The sequence below is a fragment of the Microcoleus sp. D3_18_C4 genome (assembly GCF_036702355.1).
Taxonomy (GTDB): domain Bacteria; phylum Cyanobacteriota; class Cyanobacteriia; order Cyanobacteriales; family Microcoleaceae; genus Microcoleus.
This window is the reverse complement of record NZ_JAUBTF010000007.1, coordinates 25844-41305: the sequence shown is the minus strand read 5'-3', so window position 1 is coordinate 41305 and position 15462 is coordinate 25844. Positions and strand designations below refer to the sequence as shown.

The 15462-nt window shown below is 46.7% G+C and carries 12 protein-coding genes; 7 read left to right on the top strand and 5 right to left on the bottom strand.

What is annotated here, in order from left to right; genetic code table 11:
• Positions 1 to 44 precede the first annotated feature (44 nt).
• Positions 45 to 1313 carry a DPP IV N-terminal domain-containing protein gene (locus QUA90_RS05240; RefSeq protein WP_333444189.1) on the top strand — a complete coding sequence of 423 codons (1269 nt, stop codon included), beginning with the start codon at positions 45 to 47 and terminating at the stop codon, positions 1311 to 1313.
• Positions 1314 to 1452: 139 nt separating this feature from the next.
• On the opposite strand, the gene hpsL is transcribed toward QUA90_RS05240, so the two are convergent.
• Positions 1453 to 3117 (bottom strand): hormogonium polysaccharide biosynthesis protein HpsL, encoded by a 1665-nt coding sequence (gene hpsL, locus QUA90_RS05235; RefSeq protein ID WP_333444186.1) that lies wholly within the window; start codon positions 3115 to 3117, stop codon positions 1453 to 1455.
• 546 nt (positions 3118 to 3663) lie between these two features.
• Between hpsL and QUA90_RS05230 the strand changes: the two genes are divergently transcribed.
• Entirely contained in the window at positions 3664 to 4365 is a 702-nt protein-coding gene (locus tag QUA90_RS05230) for an alpha/beta hydrolase (RefSeq protein WP_333444184.1), read from the top strand.
• A gap of 143 nt (positions 4366 to 4508) precedes the next feature.
• Here the strand turns inward: QUA90_RS05230 and QUA90_RS05225 are convergent, their stop codons facing one another.
• The 3 genes from QUA90_RS05225 to QUA90_RS05215 form a co-directional block, all read right to left on the bottom strand.
• Positions 4509 to 5405: a CoA-binding protein gene (locus tag QUA90_RS05225; protein WP_333388109.1), complete on the bottom strand. Its 897-nt coding sequence runs from the start codon at positions 5403 to 5405 to the stop codon at positions 4509 to 4511.
• 83 nt (positions 5406 to 5488) lie between these two features.
• Positions 5489 to 6718 (bottom strand): succinate--CoA ligase subunit beta, encoded by a 1230-nt coding sequence (locus QUA90_RS05220; RefSeq protein WP_333323034.1) that lies wholly within the window; start codon positions 6716 to 6718, stop codon positions 5489 to 5491.
• 337 nt (positions 6719 to 7055) lie between these two features.
• The gene (locus QUA90_RS05215; RefSeq protein WP_333388107.1) at positions 7056 to 8573 is read right to left on the bottom strand and encodes a glycosyltransferase family 2 protein; all 1518 of its coding nucleotides are present in this window, start codon (positions 8571 to 8573) and stop codon (positions 7056 to 7058) included.
• A gap of 246 nt (positions 8574 to 8819) precedes the next feature.
• On the opposite strand from QUA90_RS05215, the gene ebsA reads away from it, so the two are divergent.
• From ebsA to QUA90_RS05190, 5 genes are all read left to right on the top strand, one after another.
• Positions 8820 to 9194 carry a type IV pilus biogenesis protein EbsA gene (gene ebsA, locus QUA90_RS05210; RefSeq protein ID WP_190737140.1) on the top strand — a complete coding sequence of 125 codons (375 nt, stop codon included), beginning with the start codon at positions 8820 to 8822 and terminating at the stop codon, positions 9192 to 9194.
• 1376 nt (positions 9195 to 10570) lie between these two features.
• Positions 10571 to 11668, top strand: a complete 1098-nt coding sequence (locus QUA90_RS05205) for a phosphotransacetylase family protein (protein WP_333388104.1) — start codon at positions 10571 to 10573, stop codon at positions 11666 to 11668.
• A 278-nt stretch (positions 11669 to 11946) separates the two neighbouring features.
• Complete coding sequence (locus QUA90_RS05200; protein ID WP_190744281.1) at positions 11947 to 12450, top strand: DNA recombination-mediator protein A; 504 nt, start codon at positions 11947 to 11949, stop codon at positions 12448 to 12450.
• 15 nt (positions 12451 to 12465) lie between these two features.
• Positions 12466 to 12882, top strand: coding sequence for an MAPEG family protein (locus QUA90_RS05195; protein WP_333444302.1), 417 nt, complete (start codon positions 12466 to 12468; stop codon positions 12880 to 12882).
• A gap of 140 nt (positions 12883 to 13022) precedes the next feature.
• Positions 13023 to 13514, top strand: coding sequence for a YajQ family cyclic di-GMP-binding protein (locus QUA90_RS05190; protein WP_333050086.1), 492 nt, complete (start codon positions 13023 to 13025; stop codon positions 13512 to 13514).
• 90 nt (positions 13515 to 13604) lie between these two features.
• On the opposite strand, the gene QUA90_RS05185 is transcribed toward QUA90_RS05190, so the two are convergent.
• Complete coding sequence (locus QUA90_RS05185) at positions 13605 to 15224, bottom strand: mucoidy inhibitor MuiA family protein (protein ID WP_333388101.1); 1620 nt, start codon at positions 15222 to 15224, stop codon at positions 13605 to 13607.
• Positions 15225 to 15462 lie beyond the last annotated feature (238 nt).

Sequence of the window (15462 nt, the reverse complement as noted above, 5' to 3'; positions counted from 1 at the left end):
TGAAGACTGTGAAAATTTAAAAGTAAGGAGATGATATTGACAAAATGCTTTTGCATAAAGTATTGCGACTTAGTTCGATCGCCCTAATCTCCCTAACACTCTCAATCACCTTGTTTTTCAGCCTTCACAGCCCTCCCCCAACCGCAGCCCAAAAACCAAGGATACTAGCGTTTACCGCCCTCCAAATGCGCGGCAGCGAGACCATATCCAATTTATTTGCGGTCAATGCTACCAGTTCCGCTCGCCGCGAACTTACACCTAATATAGATGTTAGCCCTCCCCTAGTGTGGTCGCCCAACGGCCAGCGACTGGCTTTCGTTAGCGGATACACTGACATCTATACAGTCAATGCTGACGGTTCTCAACTAACTAAACAGTTTGCTGGGGATGCTTGCAAAGCAGCTAATTTTGCAATAGCTTGGTTTTCCAACAGCCAGAAATTTATTTTTGCCCGTTCTTGCGACGGTTTTACCTCTGATACTCCCGGCAGTCAATCACTTTATACAAGCAACACTTCGGGCATTAAAGGAACTAAATTAGTTAGGAATTTGGAAGTAGGAGGATATCCGCCTAAAACAGAAATTTCCTCAGAATTTTACCTTTCACCGGACGGCCAGCAGGTAGCATTTGTCAAGGATAAAAATATCTACAAAATGAATGCCGACGGTTCGGGAATGACCAAACTAACTAAAAGCCCCGGCGAATATGTATCCGGCGGAAGTGAACTTGTTTGGTCGCCCGATCGCACAAAAATTGCTTTCTTGTTCGGCGCTTATCCGAAACAGCAAATTTACACAATTAATGCCGATGGAACCCACCTCAAAAATTTGACGAACAACCCGCAAAATCAGGTTTACAACGTCAAACTATTTTGGTCGCCCGACAGCAGCCACATTGCTTACTATTATAATAAACCCGGCGATTCATCAGGCGAACAGCAAGATATCTACCTGCTCGACATTAACCGGGGGACACCCAAGAACCTCACCCAAAAACCAAGAAACTACGACGAAATTTCGTGGTCGCCGGATGGCAAAGTTATTGCTTTCGTCGCTGGAGAGTTCAATAATCAAAAACTCTACACAATCAATGCTGACGGGAACCAGCTAAATCAACTAGCTACCAGACTAAAACCGTCGGGGATTTCAGAATTAGCTTGGTCTACTGACAGCAAGCAAATTGCTTTTATATTTAACGAAATCCAAGGAGACAAAAGCAAGTTGTATGTAATTAATCGGGATAGTTCGGCATTGACTAAATTGACAAACGACCAGGATTTAAATGTGAGCAATCCGGTTTGGCAACCGCAGTAAACTTAAAATCCCAAATATACTATAGGGGGGGTTTAGCACAGATAAACCCAGAATTGCGGGCTATATTGGCACTACCCTGGAGGGAAAGCGGGTTAATGAACAATAAAATATCCACCCAACTCAACACTCAAAATTATTCTCAAATTGGGGAAGATGCAATAATTTTTTTCTCCTTTAAGGGCTGGTGAACTTGCAATTCATTAGACTCAACTTCCTGCTGTTTTTCATCTTGCACCTGTTTATCAATTTTGGGCAACTTTAAAATCGCCCCAGCCAAAACCCAATAATACACGGACACTGGATCTACATCCAGCGGATAGTATTGAGTATTGATCGTAATAAATGCAACAAACACCCAAAAACTAGCTCCGTAACTCCGCAAACTTTTGTCCTTGACTGATCTGTAAGATCTAAAAGTTAGAAAAGCTAAGTGTAAAAGCATCACCTGAAAACTAATCATTCCCGGATAACCGAGTTCGTAGATCAACTTAGGTTGGAAAGTTTCAATTAACTGCGTAGCACCAAATATTCGCGTTGAATTAGTGGCTCGTCCCACACCTTTACCAAGAGGTTTGTCAATGATAAAATTGTTGCTCTGCTCGAACTGATTAAAGAGAAATTGCTGGGGCGGTGCAGCATTCCAGCGACTAACAAAACTATCCCACCGTTGCTCGATAATTCCCGGGTTAATAGCTGCACCGACAAACAGCAGAATCGCCAGTCCTGCACCGATGGGAATAAATCGTTTGAAATTAACTAATTGACCGGTGAGAACTAGCAGGATTGCTGTAGCAACGGGAACCATAATTAAAGCAGCTCTTTGACCGGAAATAACTGCATTGGCAAATACTAATGCCATGCCAAATAAACCGATAACTCGCCACCAGAATGAAGGGTCGCAAAAGGCAGAGGCAAAGGTTAAAAAAGCATTAGAAATTAAAAACCACGCCCACTGCCAAGGCGCGACAAAAGTTCCCGGCAAGCGGACAAACTTGACTTCTGGACTGAACACCAAAGAACCGCCGACAAAACATCGAGCTTCCAGCGTTGCTTTATATAATTCTGCTCCGGTCATGCCTCTGGTTCCCGCACACTTTCCACTTTGCAGTAACAGGTACTGAATCAAACCGAGAAGGCAGCAAACGATCGCCAAAACGATGTGCATTCGACTAAAAAATACCAAATCCTTCTTAGTGCGGAGCAGATAATAGGTACAAGCAATCAGCGGTATGTAACCTATCAATACTTTTAAGCCGAGAATTCCTTGCAGAATTGGTTTGTCGCCCTTCATAGGGTTGAGCTGCATCTCCCCGTTGACAAAAATTAAAGTCAGCATTGCCATCATCAACAGGATGCTAAAGGTAGAAAGCATTTGTTTGGGAATGAACAGGCGCAACTGTTTCTTTTTGCAGCTTTGAATTAGGGCGATGAGAGCTGGTATGTAGAAAGCATCTTTGGCTACTTGAAATGCAGCATTCCCGCCGCCAATTGCGTAGGTAATTGTACCACTGAAAGGCAGGTAAATTAGAAAAGTCCACAAAGCTTGACGGGGGTATTTGTAGGAAAGCAGCAAGATGGCTGCGGCTGCGCCTCCTGCAATAGCAATCTTAGGGCCGGCTACGAACAACAGGGGGATGCTGAGAGCAACGCTGACTAAGCAGCTTATGGCGATCGCCTGCACCAATTCATTGCGCTTTTCTGAAATTTTGCGTTTTTGTGCAGCTACTTCTTTTTTGCTTAGCGCTGTTGTTTTTTCGCTGTGCTTGTGTTTGGATTTCTTGGATTTGCGCTTGGTTTTCAACATATAGCAGAAGCAAGAAGGAAAAGGGAAGAGGGAAGAGGGAAGAAGGAAGAGGGAAGAGGGAAGAGGGAAGTTCGGCAACGGATTCTGTAACGGATGTAACGGATGTTAGGAAGAAGGAAGAAAGAAAGAAGAAGGAGGGAAGAAAGAAGAAGGAGGGAAGAAAAGAAGGAGAAAAGAAGGAAGAGGGAGTTAGTTGCCTAAGAGAGAAAGAAGAAGTAATCGACCCCTTATGTTTGTGCAATTAAGAACGTCCTCCCGTCAGGGCACTTCCTATAATTTTTATAAGGCACTTATGTTGAAGGCGGAAGACACTCTGATGTAGAACGCTGGAGATGTAGGTAGAAGACAGAAGGAATAGAAGCGAACAGATTTCGGCAAATATGGTTACTTATTTTTAAAGTCAAGATCGAGAAAAAGTCTCGGTCGAGATTGTCGGTGTGACGCGGGCACAAATTACACGGGCGACCTTGTAGAATATAACTGCTGCATCTATAATGTACAAAAATGTACAAATCTCGAAAAAATAATTTTAATGTAGCGGTGAAAATGAAATTAACAAAATTTGTATCGATCGGCATTGCCCTATTTTTAGGAGCAAGCGGGAGCATATTATCTAGCAGCAGTACAGCATTAGCGGCCGAAAAAGTTGTCCTCACATTTGGCCCGATCAGACAAGCCATCAATATCAGCGACTTAGAAGACTTTGCTAAAAACGGCACGACGACGCCAACCCTCCAACAAATTATCCGGTTCTCCAAAATGGACGCGCAAATGCTGCGGGGGTTCATGGGTTTAGAAATTGGTTTGAAGCCTGCTAATCTGGCCAGGGTAGTTTACAGCACCCCAGGAGAAAAAATCACTGACGACATCGGTCAAGCAATTCGGACTCAGCGCCGCACAGAAAGCGGGAAAGCTTTGCGGGCAGCGGTGATCCTGGCAGCCGGGGATGACGGTAAGGTCTCGCTGCTAGAAATCCTGAAAAAGTATCCTCTGGCCGAGGTTTACGTAGATGTTGCCAGCCTTCGCACCGCTGTTGGGAAAGTTCAGAGTATAGCCGGAACTCTGCGAAGCCTGCTTCAAGATGTGACGCGATCGACAACTCGTACAACTGAAACAACTCCCACCGAAAGTCCGATCGAACCTCGCCGCAGCGTGCAGCCCACAACTCCGCCTCCAGCGCCGCGCCGCGCCGCCCCCTTGCCAGCACCCGCACCGCAGCCTGTGACGCCGGTCAGAGGGCTTTGGTAAAAAAATCATAAATGTCTCATAAAGGCGGGTTGAAGCGGCTGTTGTGGCATTCTGCAGACACTTTTGAGACCAAACCTGCCCCCGCCCTACCCCTATCCCAACCCCCAAAAGGGTTAGGACTTTTGTGGAAATTCCCAAAGCAATCAATTTTTCTTTAGCAATTTTTTGAGCAATTTAGGAATCTCTGAAGGTCGAGCCGCCACAGGTATGTCCGCCTCTTCAAAGGCAGCCATTTTGTTTGGGGCCGTAACTCCAAAGGCTTTCTGGGCAGCCGCCCGAGAACTGATCAGGATGCCGGCGTGGCCCAAAGACGGCCCCTTGGGAGCGTAGCGGCCGGCCAGATAAGCAACCACGGGTTTGTCGATCGCCGAAGCGATGTAAGAAGCAGCAGCTTGTTCACTCCACCCGCCAACTTCCCCCACTAAAACCATCGCTTCGGTACTGTCGTCTTCGTCCAAAATTTGCAGCCACTGCATAAAAGAAGAACCGACAATCGCGTCGCAGCCAATACAAACCGCCATCGACTGTCCCAACCCAGCCTCCGTCAGTTCTAGGGCAACTTCGTAAGTCAAAGTGCTGCTGCGGCTGATCACTCCCACCGGGCCGGGAGTGTAGAATTCCTTGGGGTGAGTTCCCAGCAGCAGTTTGTCGGGCACAATAATCCCCGGACTGTTGGGCCCGATTACCAAAGTTTCGGTGGCTTCTGCTTTTCTGACTAAGTGCACCATATCCAGAGGAGGCACTCCCCCAGTAACGATCGCGATTTGCCGAATTCCTCCGGCGATCGCTTCTAAAGCAGCATCCAGCACCGAGTAAGCGTCTACCAAAATTACCGCAGTGTCAACGTGACCCACTGCCGCCACTGCTTGTTCTACCAAATCAAAAATCGGAATTCCCTCCACTTCCTGCCCCCCCCGACCGGGACTAACACCGGCGACTACATTCGTGCCGTATGCTTTCATCATCAGGGCGGCGCGGGTGGACGCGGGAGATTCTGTAATGCCCTGTACTAGGACTTTGCTTTCAGGAGTTAAATTCATTTTTTCCCACTTGACACTCGATCTGTTAAAAGCAGAAGGCCTTCATCTGTACAGAAATCTCGTTTTTTGCCGATCGACTGCCGCTACTTGGCGGAGGATACAGAAGCGGCCGCGGCCTCATCCAAAGTGCTAGCTAACTGCACCGGCAACTGTCCCAAACGCTTTTTAACAGCATCAGCATCGATCTCTACCAGCCGCAGCACAATTTGGATGTGGCGGTTAGCGCGAGCTTTCCGTTCCAAATAGACGGCTACTGCAGCAATTATTTCCTCGGTCTTGGAGGCGCTGCCCAAAATATTTACAAGTATCACCTTAACGCTTTTATCCTGAGCGACTAACTCCAGACCCAACTCCACGCGATCGCGCAGGGCATTTGCTGCATAGTAGCGGTCTAGGGAACCAATATTCACAAAATTAGCGGGTTTTCCTCCTTGGTGGGTTACAGCATCTAAAGTTGCCATTGTCAGGCCCACTCCGTTGCACAAAATCGCGATATTCCCGTCTAGTTCGATTAATTGCAGGGATTCGGAATTCGAGATTGGGGATTTAGATTTGGGGTCAAACTCCGGCGACTGCTGAACTTTGGACTGGGAATGGGAGCGATCGCCCGCAGCATGGGGACTTCTTCTTTCCCGTGCCAACCCGCCCAAGAGCTTCTTCTCCGAGAGTGCTGCCAAATCTGGATGTCGTCCCAAGGCATCGTCGTTGGCGGTGACTTTACCGTCTAAAGCCATTACCTCTCCCCTTGGACTGATGCCGAGAGGATTGATTTCTACTAGGTCTAAATCTTTTTCGACAAACAGCCGGTACATTTTTTCGACAATGGTGCTCACCGATTGAATCAAGTCTCCCTGCAATCCCATTTTCAGCGTGAGACGCCTCGCGTAGAATGGGGAAAATTCTTGATCTACGGCAACTTGCTGCATTTGCTCGATCGACCCTTCGACATCCATACCTCCTTGTCTCGATCCCAGAAGCACCGGGCGACGGGCTACGGGGTCTAGGAGTACCGCTAAGTACAATTCTTGGTCGGCGTTGTACTTTGCTTCTGCCAGCAGGACTTGGGGATATTCATCCTCGATCGGCAAATTAAAAATTGTTTGGGCGGCAGCTACTGCATCGATCGTATTTTCTACAAACTTGATACCGCCCGCCCTGCCCCGTCCCCCAGCCCGCACTTGCGATTTGAGTACAACGGGGTAAGGAATTTTCAGTCCTTTGAGGTCGGCGGGATTGTCAATCCGCTGCGACGGCAAAATCGGAATTGCCATCTGTCGAAATAAAGATTTAGCTTGGTACTCTAACAAATCCATTATCAATTACGGGTGACGGGTAGTTGGCAACAAGCAATTCGTCCTAATTGGCAATTCATAATTAATAGATAGTAATTGGTTTTTTGTCAAGTTAAAAGTTAAAAATTCTCGCTTTTATCTTTTAATTTTAGACTTTTGTATTGCCGATTACTTATTCGCTATTACCGCTCGCCGATTACCTATTACCTAAGCTGTTTCAAAGTGTTTTTTTCTCGGAATTTCCACATTTTACTCTTAGGCTCTGGCGGGGAGATATTTGGCGAGCGTTGGTGTTTTTTTGTCTCAGAAAATCTTCGGGCGTTCGGCGATACTGTGCCGAGATATTTCTGCGAATTGTTTACTTGATGCTATTAACAGCGCCTTGATGGACGGTTTTGACCCATTTGAGCCGCTTGGGCCGTACCGCAATCCGAGCCGTTACAGTCCCTACCAGCAGCCAGTGGAACATATACACAGTACCCCGCAGCGTTTGCAGCCAGGTGACAAAAACTCGCCTTACGTCAAATTTGGTCTCTTTGCGAGTGCGACGCAAACCGACAAACATTCCCACCACCGACAATGTAAGGGTCATAAAAGTTATGGGACTGGCGATCGGCATCCGGCGCAGCGCAATTGACATCACAAAGTCGGGCAGGGCTACTGTGGGTAAGAAATATTGAGATACCCAAAATCCAAATAAATCCCAAGTTTTCCCAGTTCCCATGCGGTTCCGCAAAATTAGCCGCCAGTAGTCAAGATAACGCTGATAGCCACCTTCTGCCCAGCGATTGCGCTGGTGCCACAGAGCGCGAGCGTTAGTGACTCCTTCTTCTGACACGGCTGGGAAAGCGAGAAATTCAATGTCCCATCGGTCTAGGTGCAGCCTCACCGTCAAATCCAGGTCGTCGGTAATCGTCTCCTCGTTCCAGCCTCCGCAGCTTTCCAAGGCGGTGCGGCGCATGAATTGGCCGTTACCGCGCAATTCTCCAATGCCGCCGATCGCAATCCGCTGCTGTTGGAAAAAACTGTCGAGAGCCATTTCTGCTTCTTGGCCACGAGTCCAAAAATTTACCGAAGCATTGGCGATGGCTTTTCTGACTTGCACAGCCCCTACCTTTTCTCCATTGAACACTGGCAGCACCCGGCGCAGCAAGTCTGGCGTTACCGTCGCGTCGGCGTCAAATATTCCCACAAATTCCCCGCGAGTCAGTGGTAACACTTGATTCAGTGCTCCCGACTTGCCGCCGCTGGCATTTGCTCCTCTGCGAAATACTTTGAGCTGGGGGTACTTTTTGGTTAGCTGTTCCAATACTAGCGGCGTGGCGTCGCTGCTGTGATCGTCGATCGCCCAAACTTCGTAGCGGTCGATCGGATAATCTACATTGCAGATCGATTCTACGAATCGGGCAATCACCGCTTCCTCATTTTTCGCCGCCACCAGCAGCGACACATAAGGCCAATCCTCTCGACTTTCATCGGCAAGAGGCGGCAGTGCGGGCTTGGGTTCCGCAAACAACACTCGAAATGCTTGCATCCACAGCAGTCCCGTCAACCCCCACACTACCCACGCACCCCAAGAAATCAAGTGCAGGGCGATCGTGCCGGCCCAAATCGCAGTCAGCACTGCGGCGGCTTTTCCGCGCCGTCCCCGGTACAGATTTTGAGGAAAAGAGGGAGTTCCCGGCACAGACACCGCAACCGGGAGCTCTGCTTTTGTTTCCGCGTCAAACACCCTGTCGCCAATGTCTGGTATAGCAAATACTTTGCTGAGCTTCGAGTTCGAGGTCAAACTCTTGAGCTCTTCTTGAGCTAAATCAGAGATGTCCAAGTTAAGCTCGCTGCGAGCGTCGTTTTCTGGCCAAGAACTCTCCTGCATAGGTTACTTGATTCAACCACCAATAGTTTTTGATTTTAGATATAAGCATCTACTGTATCAGTTTCTGGGCTTTTGTCGAAAGCGGACGGGAGGACAACCAGCGGGTTAGGTGTTTGTACGGTATTGGTAAACGGGTACTGCATAGAGTATTTGGGTTGACTTTTGCTTGCGATCGACCTGGAATATCTGCTAGTTTTTTCAGGGGATCTAAACTATCTGTTAGTAATAATTGTCTGAGGTGGAAATATGTCTATTCCTCAACTGAAGCCAGCCGATGACAAAGAAGTGAAAGTCTACGCGCCTTTCTGTCAAGAGCCCAGGCGCAAGTTTTTACCGCACGCTATTGGCCTCTACAAGCTCAAAACCTTGGAGGGGGCAAGAAAAATTGACGGCGGGGAGAGCGTGCCGTTTGTCGCTAGCTGGAATATCTCGTCGCTGCCGATCGATTTAACCCGCTGTCGGGTGTTGTTTGACGGCAATGCTGAACTCAGCTACGAAGTGACTATGCAAAGCTCTGAGTTTGTTAGTTGCTTAATTGAGGTACTTCTGACTTTTCAGCGAACTCGTACTGTCGATTTTTCTAAAACGTTTTACCGCAAGCTGATGCGAATGGATGAATAACTTTCACCGCAGCCGCACTCCCAAAAGTCCGCAATTGACAATCAAGCAATTTAATCCGGGGCCCCCGGATTGATTGGGGGAGTGAGAAAAAAGCTCCGAATCCGGAGCGCAAGCCCCCGGATTTATCAGTGCGGTTGCTTTCTTCAATCTAAAATCTAAAATCTAAAATCTAAAATCGATTGAGGGGCGCTATAACTGGCGCACCAATAGTGTAAAGCCACGACGGCAACATTACATGATTGGTGCGCCAGCCCTATTTGAGAAGCGGAAAGAGTGAGTTTTTGGATCATTCTCAATAATCCCTTTGGGTGTCAGCACTTATCCCTATTCCTAAAGTAAATCTACAGCAGTTTTCTGTTGAGCGTGATACGGATTTCTCGTAGGGACTTAGGCAAAGCCTGAGTCCCTACCTGTATTTCATCCAATTGAAAACTGCTGTATTTGTTGTGGGACAAGCGCAAAAACCTATTTCGGATATTGGTACTGTGCGAGTACGCGCGAGCGAAGCTATCGCCGTGAGGCGAATCGCGCCGTCCGATTTCGTTCAAATTTTGCGACTCGGTAACTGAGAAGAAAGGGCTGTAGATCCGCCCAAGGAAACTCAATCTACAGCCCTTGAACTGCGATCGGGCTAGCATTGCCATCAGGCTTTGGGCTGCCGAAATGCCAGCCCACGCCGCCAGACAATTTATGTGTTTAGAAGCTATAAGCCCGATTCTAAGCAGCTTATTGCTCGCAGTGCCACCGCTCAGTTTGAACGCTGGCGATAGCACTAATAATCAATAACTAATAATACAACCTATCGATTTTCAATTATAGGCAAAAATGAGAAGGCAAGCACCGGGCTTTATTCCTACAAAATAGCTGTATTATAACAATCCTAAATGAGTCGTATTTTTTTTACCCACCCGCACCCTCCCCTTACGAAGGGGAGTGGGTAAGAAATTCACAAATGATGCGATGATTGCTATATACCAAACAAAAACTGCACCAAGCCCTCTCAATAGGTGCTTTATAGTGAAATCATCCACTTCTACTACCTATTATTTTTATTTTATAAAAGTCGGTGTTTATATCTAAGATTAGTAATAAGAATGGCTAAAAGTTTTTATAATTAAAATCGGTTTTTAAAGGAATAATGGGCGATAAATCATTATTAAAAACGGCTGGTTAAACAAACAATTTAAAAACTGCTTTTCCAAAATCAAGTAAAAAGAATGGGAAGAAAAGGGTTGCGAACAGGTGAATAAAAATTTTACGCAAAAAAACAATCTGCCCAAAAGCGACAAAATCGAGTATAATAGTATTGCCAAATTGAGTCGCAGTTCAGAAATACTGTAGAAAAAACTAAATTTATTGAAATAGACAGGTGCAAATTGAGGATTGAAGGCGTACCCAAATTGACTAAATATTTGCTGATCGGTTCCACAAAAGCTTACAGTGGCAAGTCTGCCATCGCCCTGGGGATGGCACTCGGACTCCGGGACAAGGGGCTGGCCGTCGCCTACGGCAAACCTCTGGGAACCTGTTTCAGCTCCGAGGGAGGTGGGATCGAGGAGGAAGACGTGCGGTTCGCGGTAGAGACGCTGAAGCTCTCAGAAAGTCAGATGCCGTCAACACTGCTGTATTTGGATGAAGAGACGGTTCACAAGCGTTTGCGGGGAGAAGACAAGACAGATTACCGCCAGTCTTTAGCACAATATTTGCAAGCTCCCAGCGGAGACTTGGTGCTGTTAGAAGGCCCAGCTAATTTGGAGGAAGGTAGTCTGTTTGACTTGTCTTTGGTTCAAGTCGCTGAGGCAGTTGATGCCTCTGTGTTGTTGGTAGCCCGCCCGATCGATCTGTATGTAGACGATTTGCTGTCGGCTAAACAGCGTTTGGGTTCGCGGTTGCTCGGCGTGGTACTCAATGACGTTCCCACGGACAAACTCGAATCCGTAACGGCGACTGTGCGGCCTTTTCTGGAGGCTGCGGGTATTCCAGTTTTGGGAATGCTGCCGAGAAGTGCTTTGCTGCGAAGTGTCAGCGTCAAAGAATTGGTGCACCAATTGAAAGCTGATGTGCTCTGCCGTAAAGACCGTTTGGACTTGATGGTGGAAACCTTGACAATTGGCGCGATGAATGTTAGCTCGGCTCTGAAGTATTTCCGCAAAGCGAGAAATATGGCGGTGGTGACGGGGGGCGATCGCACGGACATTCAGCTAGCGGCTCTGGAAAGCTCGACTCAGTGCTTAATTTTGACAGGCCACTTGCCTCCTTCTCCCCTGGTGATTGGCAGGGCAGAAGAAATGGAAATTCCGGTTTTGTCTGTTGATTTGGATACCTTAACCACGGTGGAAATTATCGACAGCACCTTTGGCAGCGTGCGCCTGCACGAACCGATCAAGGTGGAATGCGTTACTCAGCTAATGGCAGAACATTTTGACCTTGATGGCATGATGGCATCCTTGGGCCTGAGCGATCGAGTCCATTAATAAGAGAGCCGGAGCTGAGGGAAGAAGGTATTCAGCAGAGAGAATTTTTTGTTTAAATAAATAAAAAGCTAAAATTCTTAAATTCTCAATTTTTCTTGAATTCTACCTTGAACTCCGGCTGCCGAATGTCTTGAGACATTCTGCCTTCTGGCTTCCTCAAATCTGCCGCTCCTCTAGTCTGATCTGGTAAATCAGCAATTCTTAACTTCTTTTTGGCGGCAATGGCTAGTGAGTCTGCTAAAATCCACAACGTAGTTTTATTTAATTTAATAAATTCTTTGAGTCAATCAATTGAGCTACCCAGAGTAGATGATTTTTTACAAGAACTTGCGGCGATCCAGCAAACCGGCTCCAAGCGGATTGCTCTTTTGGGTTCTCGCCACGTTCCTATTACCCACCAGCAGCTAATTGAGATGCTGAGCTACGCCATAGTTCTGGGAGGCAATCAGCTCATCACTTCTGGCGCTACAGGCACCAATTCAGCCGCAATTCGGGGGGCAATGCGAGCAGATCCTAATCTGCTGACGGTGATTTTGCCACAAAGTATGAGTCGCCAGCCCCGGGAGTCTCGCGACCAACTCGAACAAGTGATACATTTGGTAGAAAATCCCAAAAATGATAGCTTGTCTCTCCCGGAAGCAAGCGCTATGTGCAATCAGGAGATTATTTCTCGCTGTCAGCAACTGATCTGTTTTGCTTTTCACGAAAGCCACACTTTGCTGAAAACTTGCCAGGATGCGGAGGAACAGCGCAAGGTAGTTACTCTGTTCTATTTTGATTGAACTGCGAGGCGGATGATGCTGTTGGGATTACCTGTGTCGGTTATTCTGCTTGATTGTATTGCTGCTGCTGCTGCGCTGGTTTACGCACCGTTTTTGGTGGTTGCGTTCGCCCGCTTGCAGCTAGGCTATGACCAAGCAGCCCCCCGCGCTATGTTTGAGAGGTTGCCTGCTTACGCTCAGCGGGCAACTTGGGCTCACCAAAATTCGTTTGAGACGTTTATGCTGTTTTCAGCGGCGGCTTTGATGGCTTTTGTGACGGGGGTAGATTCGGAACCGGCAGGTTGGGCTGCGATCGCTTTTACGATCGCCCGGTTGTTGTTTTCGGTTTTCTATATTCTGAATGTGCCGCTGGGGCGATCGCTCATGTTTGCGATTAGTTCTTCTTGCACTGTTTCTTTATTCTATTTCAGTTTCATGGCTGTTAACGGCTAATTTTCAGTAGTCATTGGTTATTGGTTATTGGTTATTGGTTATTGGTTAGTTGTTAATGCCCAATGCCCTGTTTGGCCAATGCCCAATGCCCAATGCCCTGTTTGGCCAATGCCCAATGCCCCATTACCAATTACTAATTTATGGCTGCTAGTTATTCCTTTGATATTGTCAGCGAGTTCGATCGGCAAGAATTAGTCAATGCTGTTGACCAAACAACGCGAGAAATTCAAAGCCGCTACGACTTGAAAGATACCAAAACCACTGTAGAATTGGGCGCAGAATCAATTACGGTGAATACCGACAGTGAATTTACTCTCGACGCGATTCACACTGTTTTGCAAACTAAAGCCGCCAAGCGCAATTTGTCTCTGAAAATTTTTGATTATGGGAAAATTGAAGCTGCTAGTGGTACTAGAGTACGCCAAGAAATCAAACTGAAAAAAGGGATTGACCAGGAAATTGCCAAGAAAATCACTAAATTAATTCGAGATGAGTTTAAAAAGATTCAAGGCTCGATTCAAGGTGATGCAGTGCGCGTTTCGGCTAAGGATAAGGATGATTTGCAGTTGGTAATTCAACGGTTGAAGCAAGAAGATTATCCGATGGCTTTGCAGTTTACAAATTACCGCTAGATTTGATAGTTTCTCAGGACTTCAGTCCTCATAGTTCTAGCGAATAAGGACTAAAGTCCTGATTAGAAACAACTTTTTACCTACTTAATATTAAATATCTAAACCCGTGACTGTTAAGTCGGGAGGATGTTCGACAACAAACTGGTAATATAACTCTTGCTTTGCTTGCGGCGGCAGAGACATTATCCATTCTAGCAGTCCCATTTCACCTGCTACTATCTTCGGATTAGTGAGAGTCGATCGCACTTTAATTTGTTCATTACGGCTGACTGGCAATTGCTCTTGTAGTGTCAGGTGTACTTGCACCTGATGCAAGTTTGTCACATTTAAGCGATAAGCGTAACTCGTGCGCCTCTGCTGACCGATCAGTTTTTTATCTACTTGTCTTTCCACTAATTCCCGCTCTATTTTCAACCCTTCATCTATTCCTAAATTCAGTTTATATTCTTGCCCTGGTGAAACATTTTCTAACTGCACACTGCCGACAAAAGTGTTGTCGCGAAAGATATTTGCTTTACCGGGCAGAAGAGTTGCACCTGTCAGCGGATTCACAACAACTGCTTGCAAATAGGCAAAACTGACTAAGCGCGGAACTGCAATATATTCAGGTTTAAAGGGATAATTTTCGCAGAAAATAGTAACTTTGTGCGGTGTGCCGTCGCTGGGAATCTTGGTACTTCCGCCTACTTGAAATGAGACTGTACCGCCTTCTCTAGATACTTGGGCTGTGACTATTTGAGCTGCTAGGGGCGCTCGTGTTATGGAGCGTGAACGGCCTGCAAAACCTTCAGATAATACCTCTTCTAGGTCTAAAAAATCATTCTCTGATGAACCCCTACCAAAAAATTGCTTTGGCTCGGTTTTATCAATATACCAAGGTTCTAGTTTTGGTGGGAGAGTTCCCATTCCGGGTTTTGCTGTAGATAAAGTCAGCGCTACTCCCGTCCAATCTTCGCCTGTATTTTGATTGACTTCGGCTAGGTAATTGAGATTAATTTGGTTGTTGGTAGTGTTTACTCGCAAGTCGTAAAGGGGAGTCCAACGGGCTCGCGTGACTACATAGGAAACTTCTAGTTCAAAATTGCCGCTGCCACTGGGTTCAATGGCAACAATGATGTTAAAACTTTGCTGCGAATGGGGAGTTTGTACTTGCCCCAACTGCTGCTGCAAAGCTTTTATTTGCTTGTCTATTTCGCGCTGCTGTTTTTCGTGTTGGGCGATCGCACTTACATATTTTAGGTAATTAGTTCCTAAAAAATTGAGCAATTCGCCAGTTTCGTTTAAACCTACCTGCTGTTTGGCGATGCTGCTGGAAAAGAAACCGACGCTTTTTTCGCTCAAACCTTCCACAAATTGGAGCTGAATTTTTCGGGCGGTTATTTTGTCGTTAATTCCCCGTCTTTGGGTTTGTAACTCCTTAATTTGTTGGGTTAATTCGGAAGTGCGATCGCCTACTGGTTCGCTGCTAAACACTCTTTCGGTTCGCACTCCCAGCAATCGCACTGCAACCGTACCCGCACCCGTGGCCCTGACTGACTCTGTTTCGAGGGTTGCGGGTACAGAGGCGATCGCCAATTCTCGCTCGTTTCCTGTCAGAGATACCGTACCGCGGCGCGTTACCAAAGCGCGATCGGTGTAAACTGTAACTTTGGATATGCTAGTATTTAGTGTTTTAATGGTATCAGAATTAAGTATTTCTGAGTCAGTCATTGTTAGTTGCTCCTATTTAATAACCGTTTAGTCGATCGTGCATTTTTCAAAGTAGTTTATTAATCAAACTCAGAAGTTATTGGATTATCTACAACGGAGGAGGCCGGGTTTACGAGATCATTACTTTTACACCTTGATGGTTGGTCAAACCTGCCCCTACAGTTTGATGTTCAAAATGCTAGCGCGGGGGTGGGCAGGTTTATGAGATCGTTAATGTTAGGCATTAATAGTTAATAAA

Coding starts and splice junctions, on each gene's coding strand:
- QUA90_RS05240 (WP_333444189.1), top strand. CDS start 45: ATGCTTTTGCATAAAGTATTGCGACTTAGTTCGATCGCCCTAATCTCC.
- hpsL (WP_333444186.1), bottom strand. CDS start 3,117: ATGTTGAAAACCAAGCGCAAATCCAAGAAATCCAAACACAAGCACAGC.
- QUA90_RS05230 (WP_333444184.1), top strand. CDS start 3,664: ATGAAATTAACAAAATTTGTATCGATCGGCATTGCCCTATTTTTAGGA.
- QUA90_RS05225 (WP_333388109.1), bottom strand. CDS start 5,405: ATGAATTTAACTCCTGAAAGCAAAGTCCTAGTACAGGGCATTACAGAA.
- QUA90_RS05220 (WP_333323034.1), bottom strand. CDS start 6,718: ATGGATTTGTTAGAGTACCAAGCTAAATCTTTATTTCGACAGATGGCA.
- QUA90_RS05215 (WP_333388107.1), bottom strand. CDS start 8,573: ATGCAGGAGAGTTCTTGGCCAGAAAACGACGCTCGCAGCGAGCTTAAC.
- ebsA (WP_190737140.1), top strand. CDS start 8,820: ATGTCTATTCCTCAACTGAAGCCAGCCGATGACAAAGAAGTGAAAGTC.
- QUA90_RS05195 (WP_333444302.1), top strand. CDS start 12,466: ATGCTGTTGGGATTACCTGTGTCGGTTATTCTGCTTGATTGTATTGCT.
- QUA90_RS05190 (WP_333050086.1), top strand. CDS start 13,023: ATGGCTGCTAGTTATTCCTTTGATATTGTCAGCGAGTTCGATCGGCAA.
- QUA90_RS05185 (WP_333388101.1), bottom strand. CDS start 15,224: ATGACTGACTCAGAAATACTTAATTCTGATACCATTAAAACACTAAAT.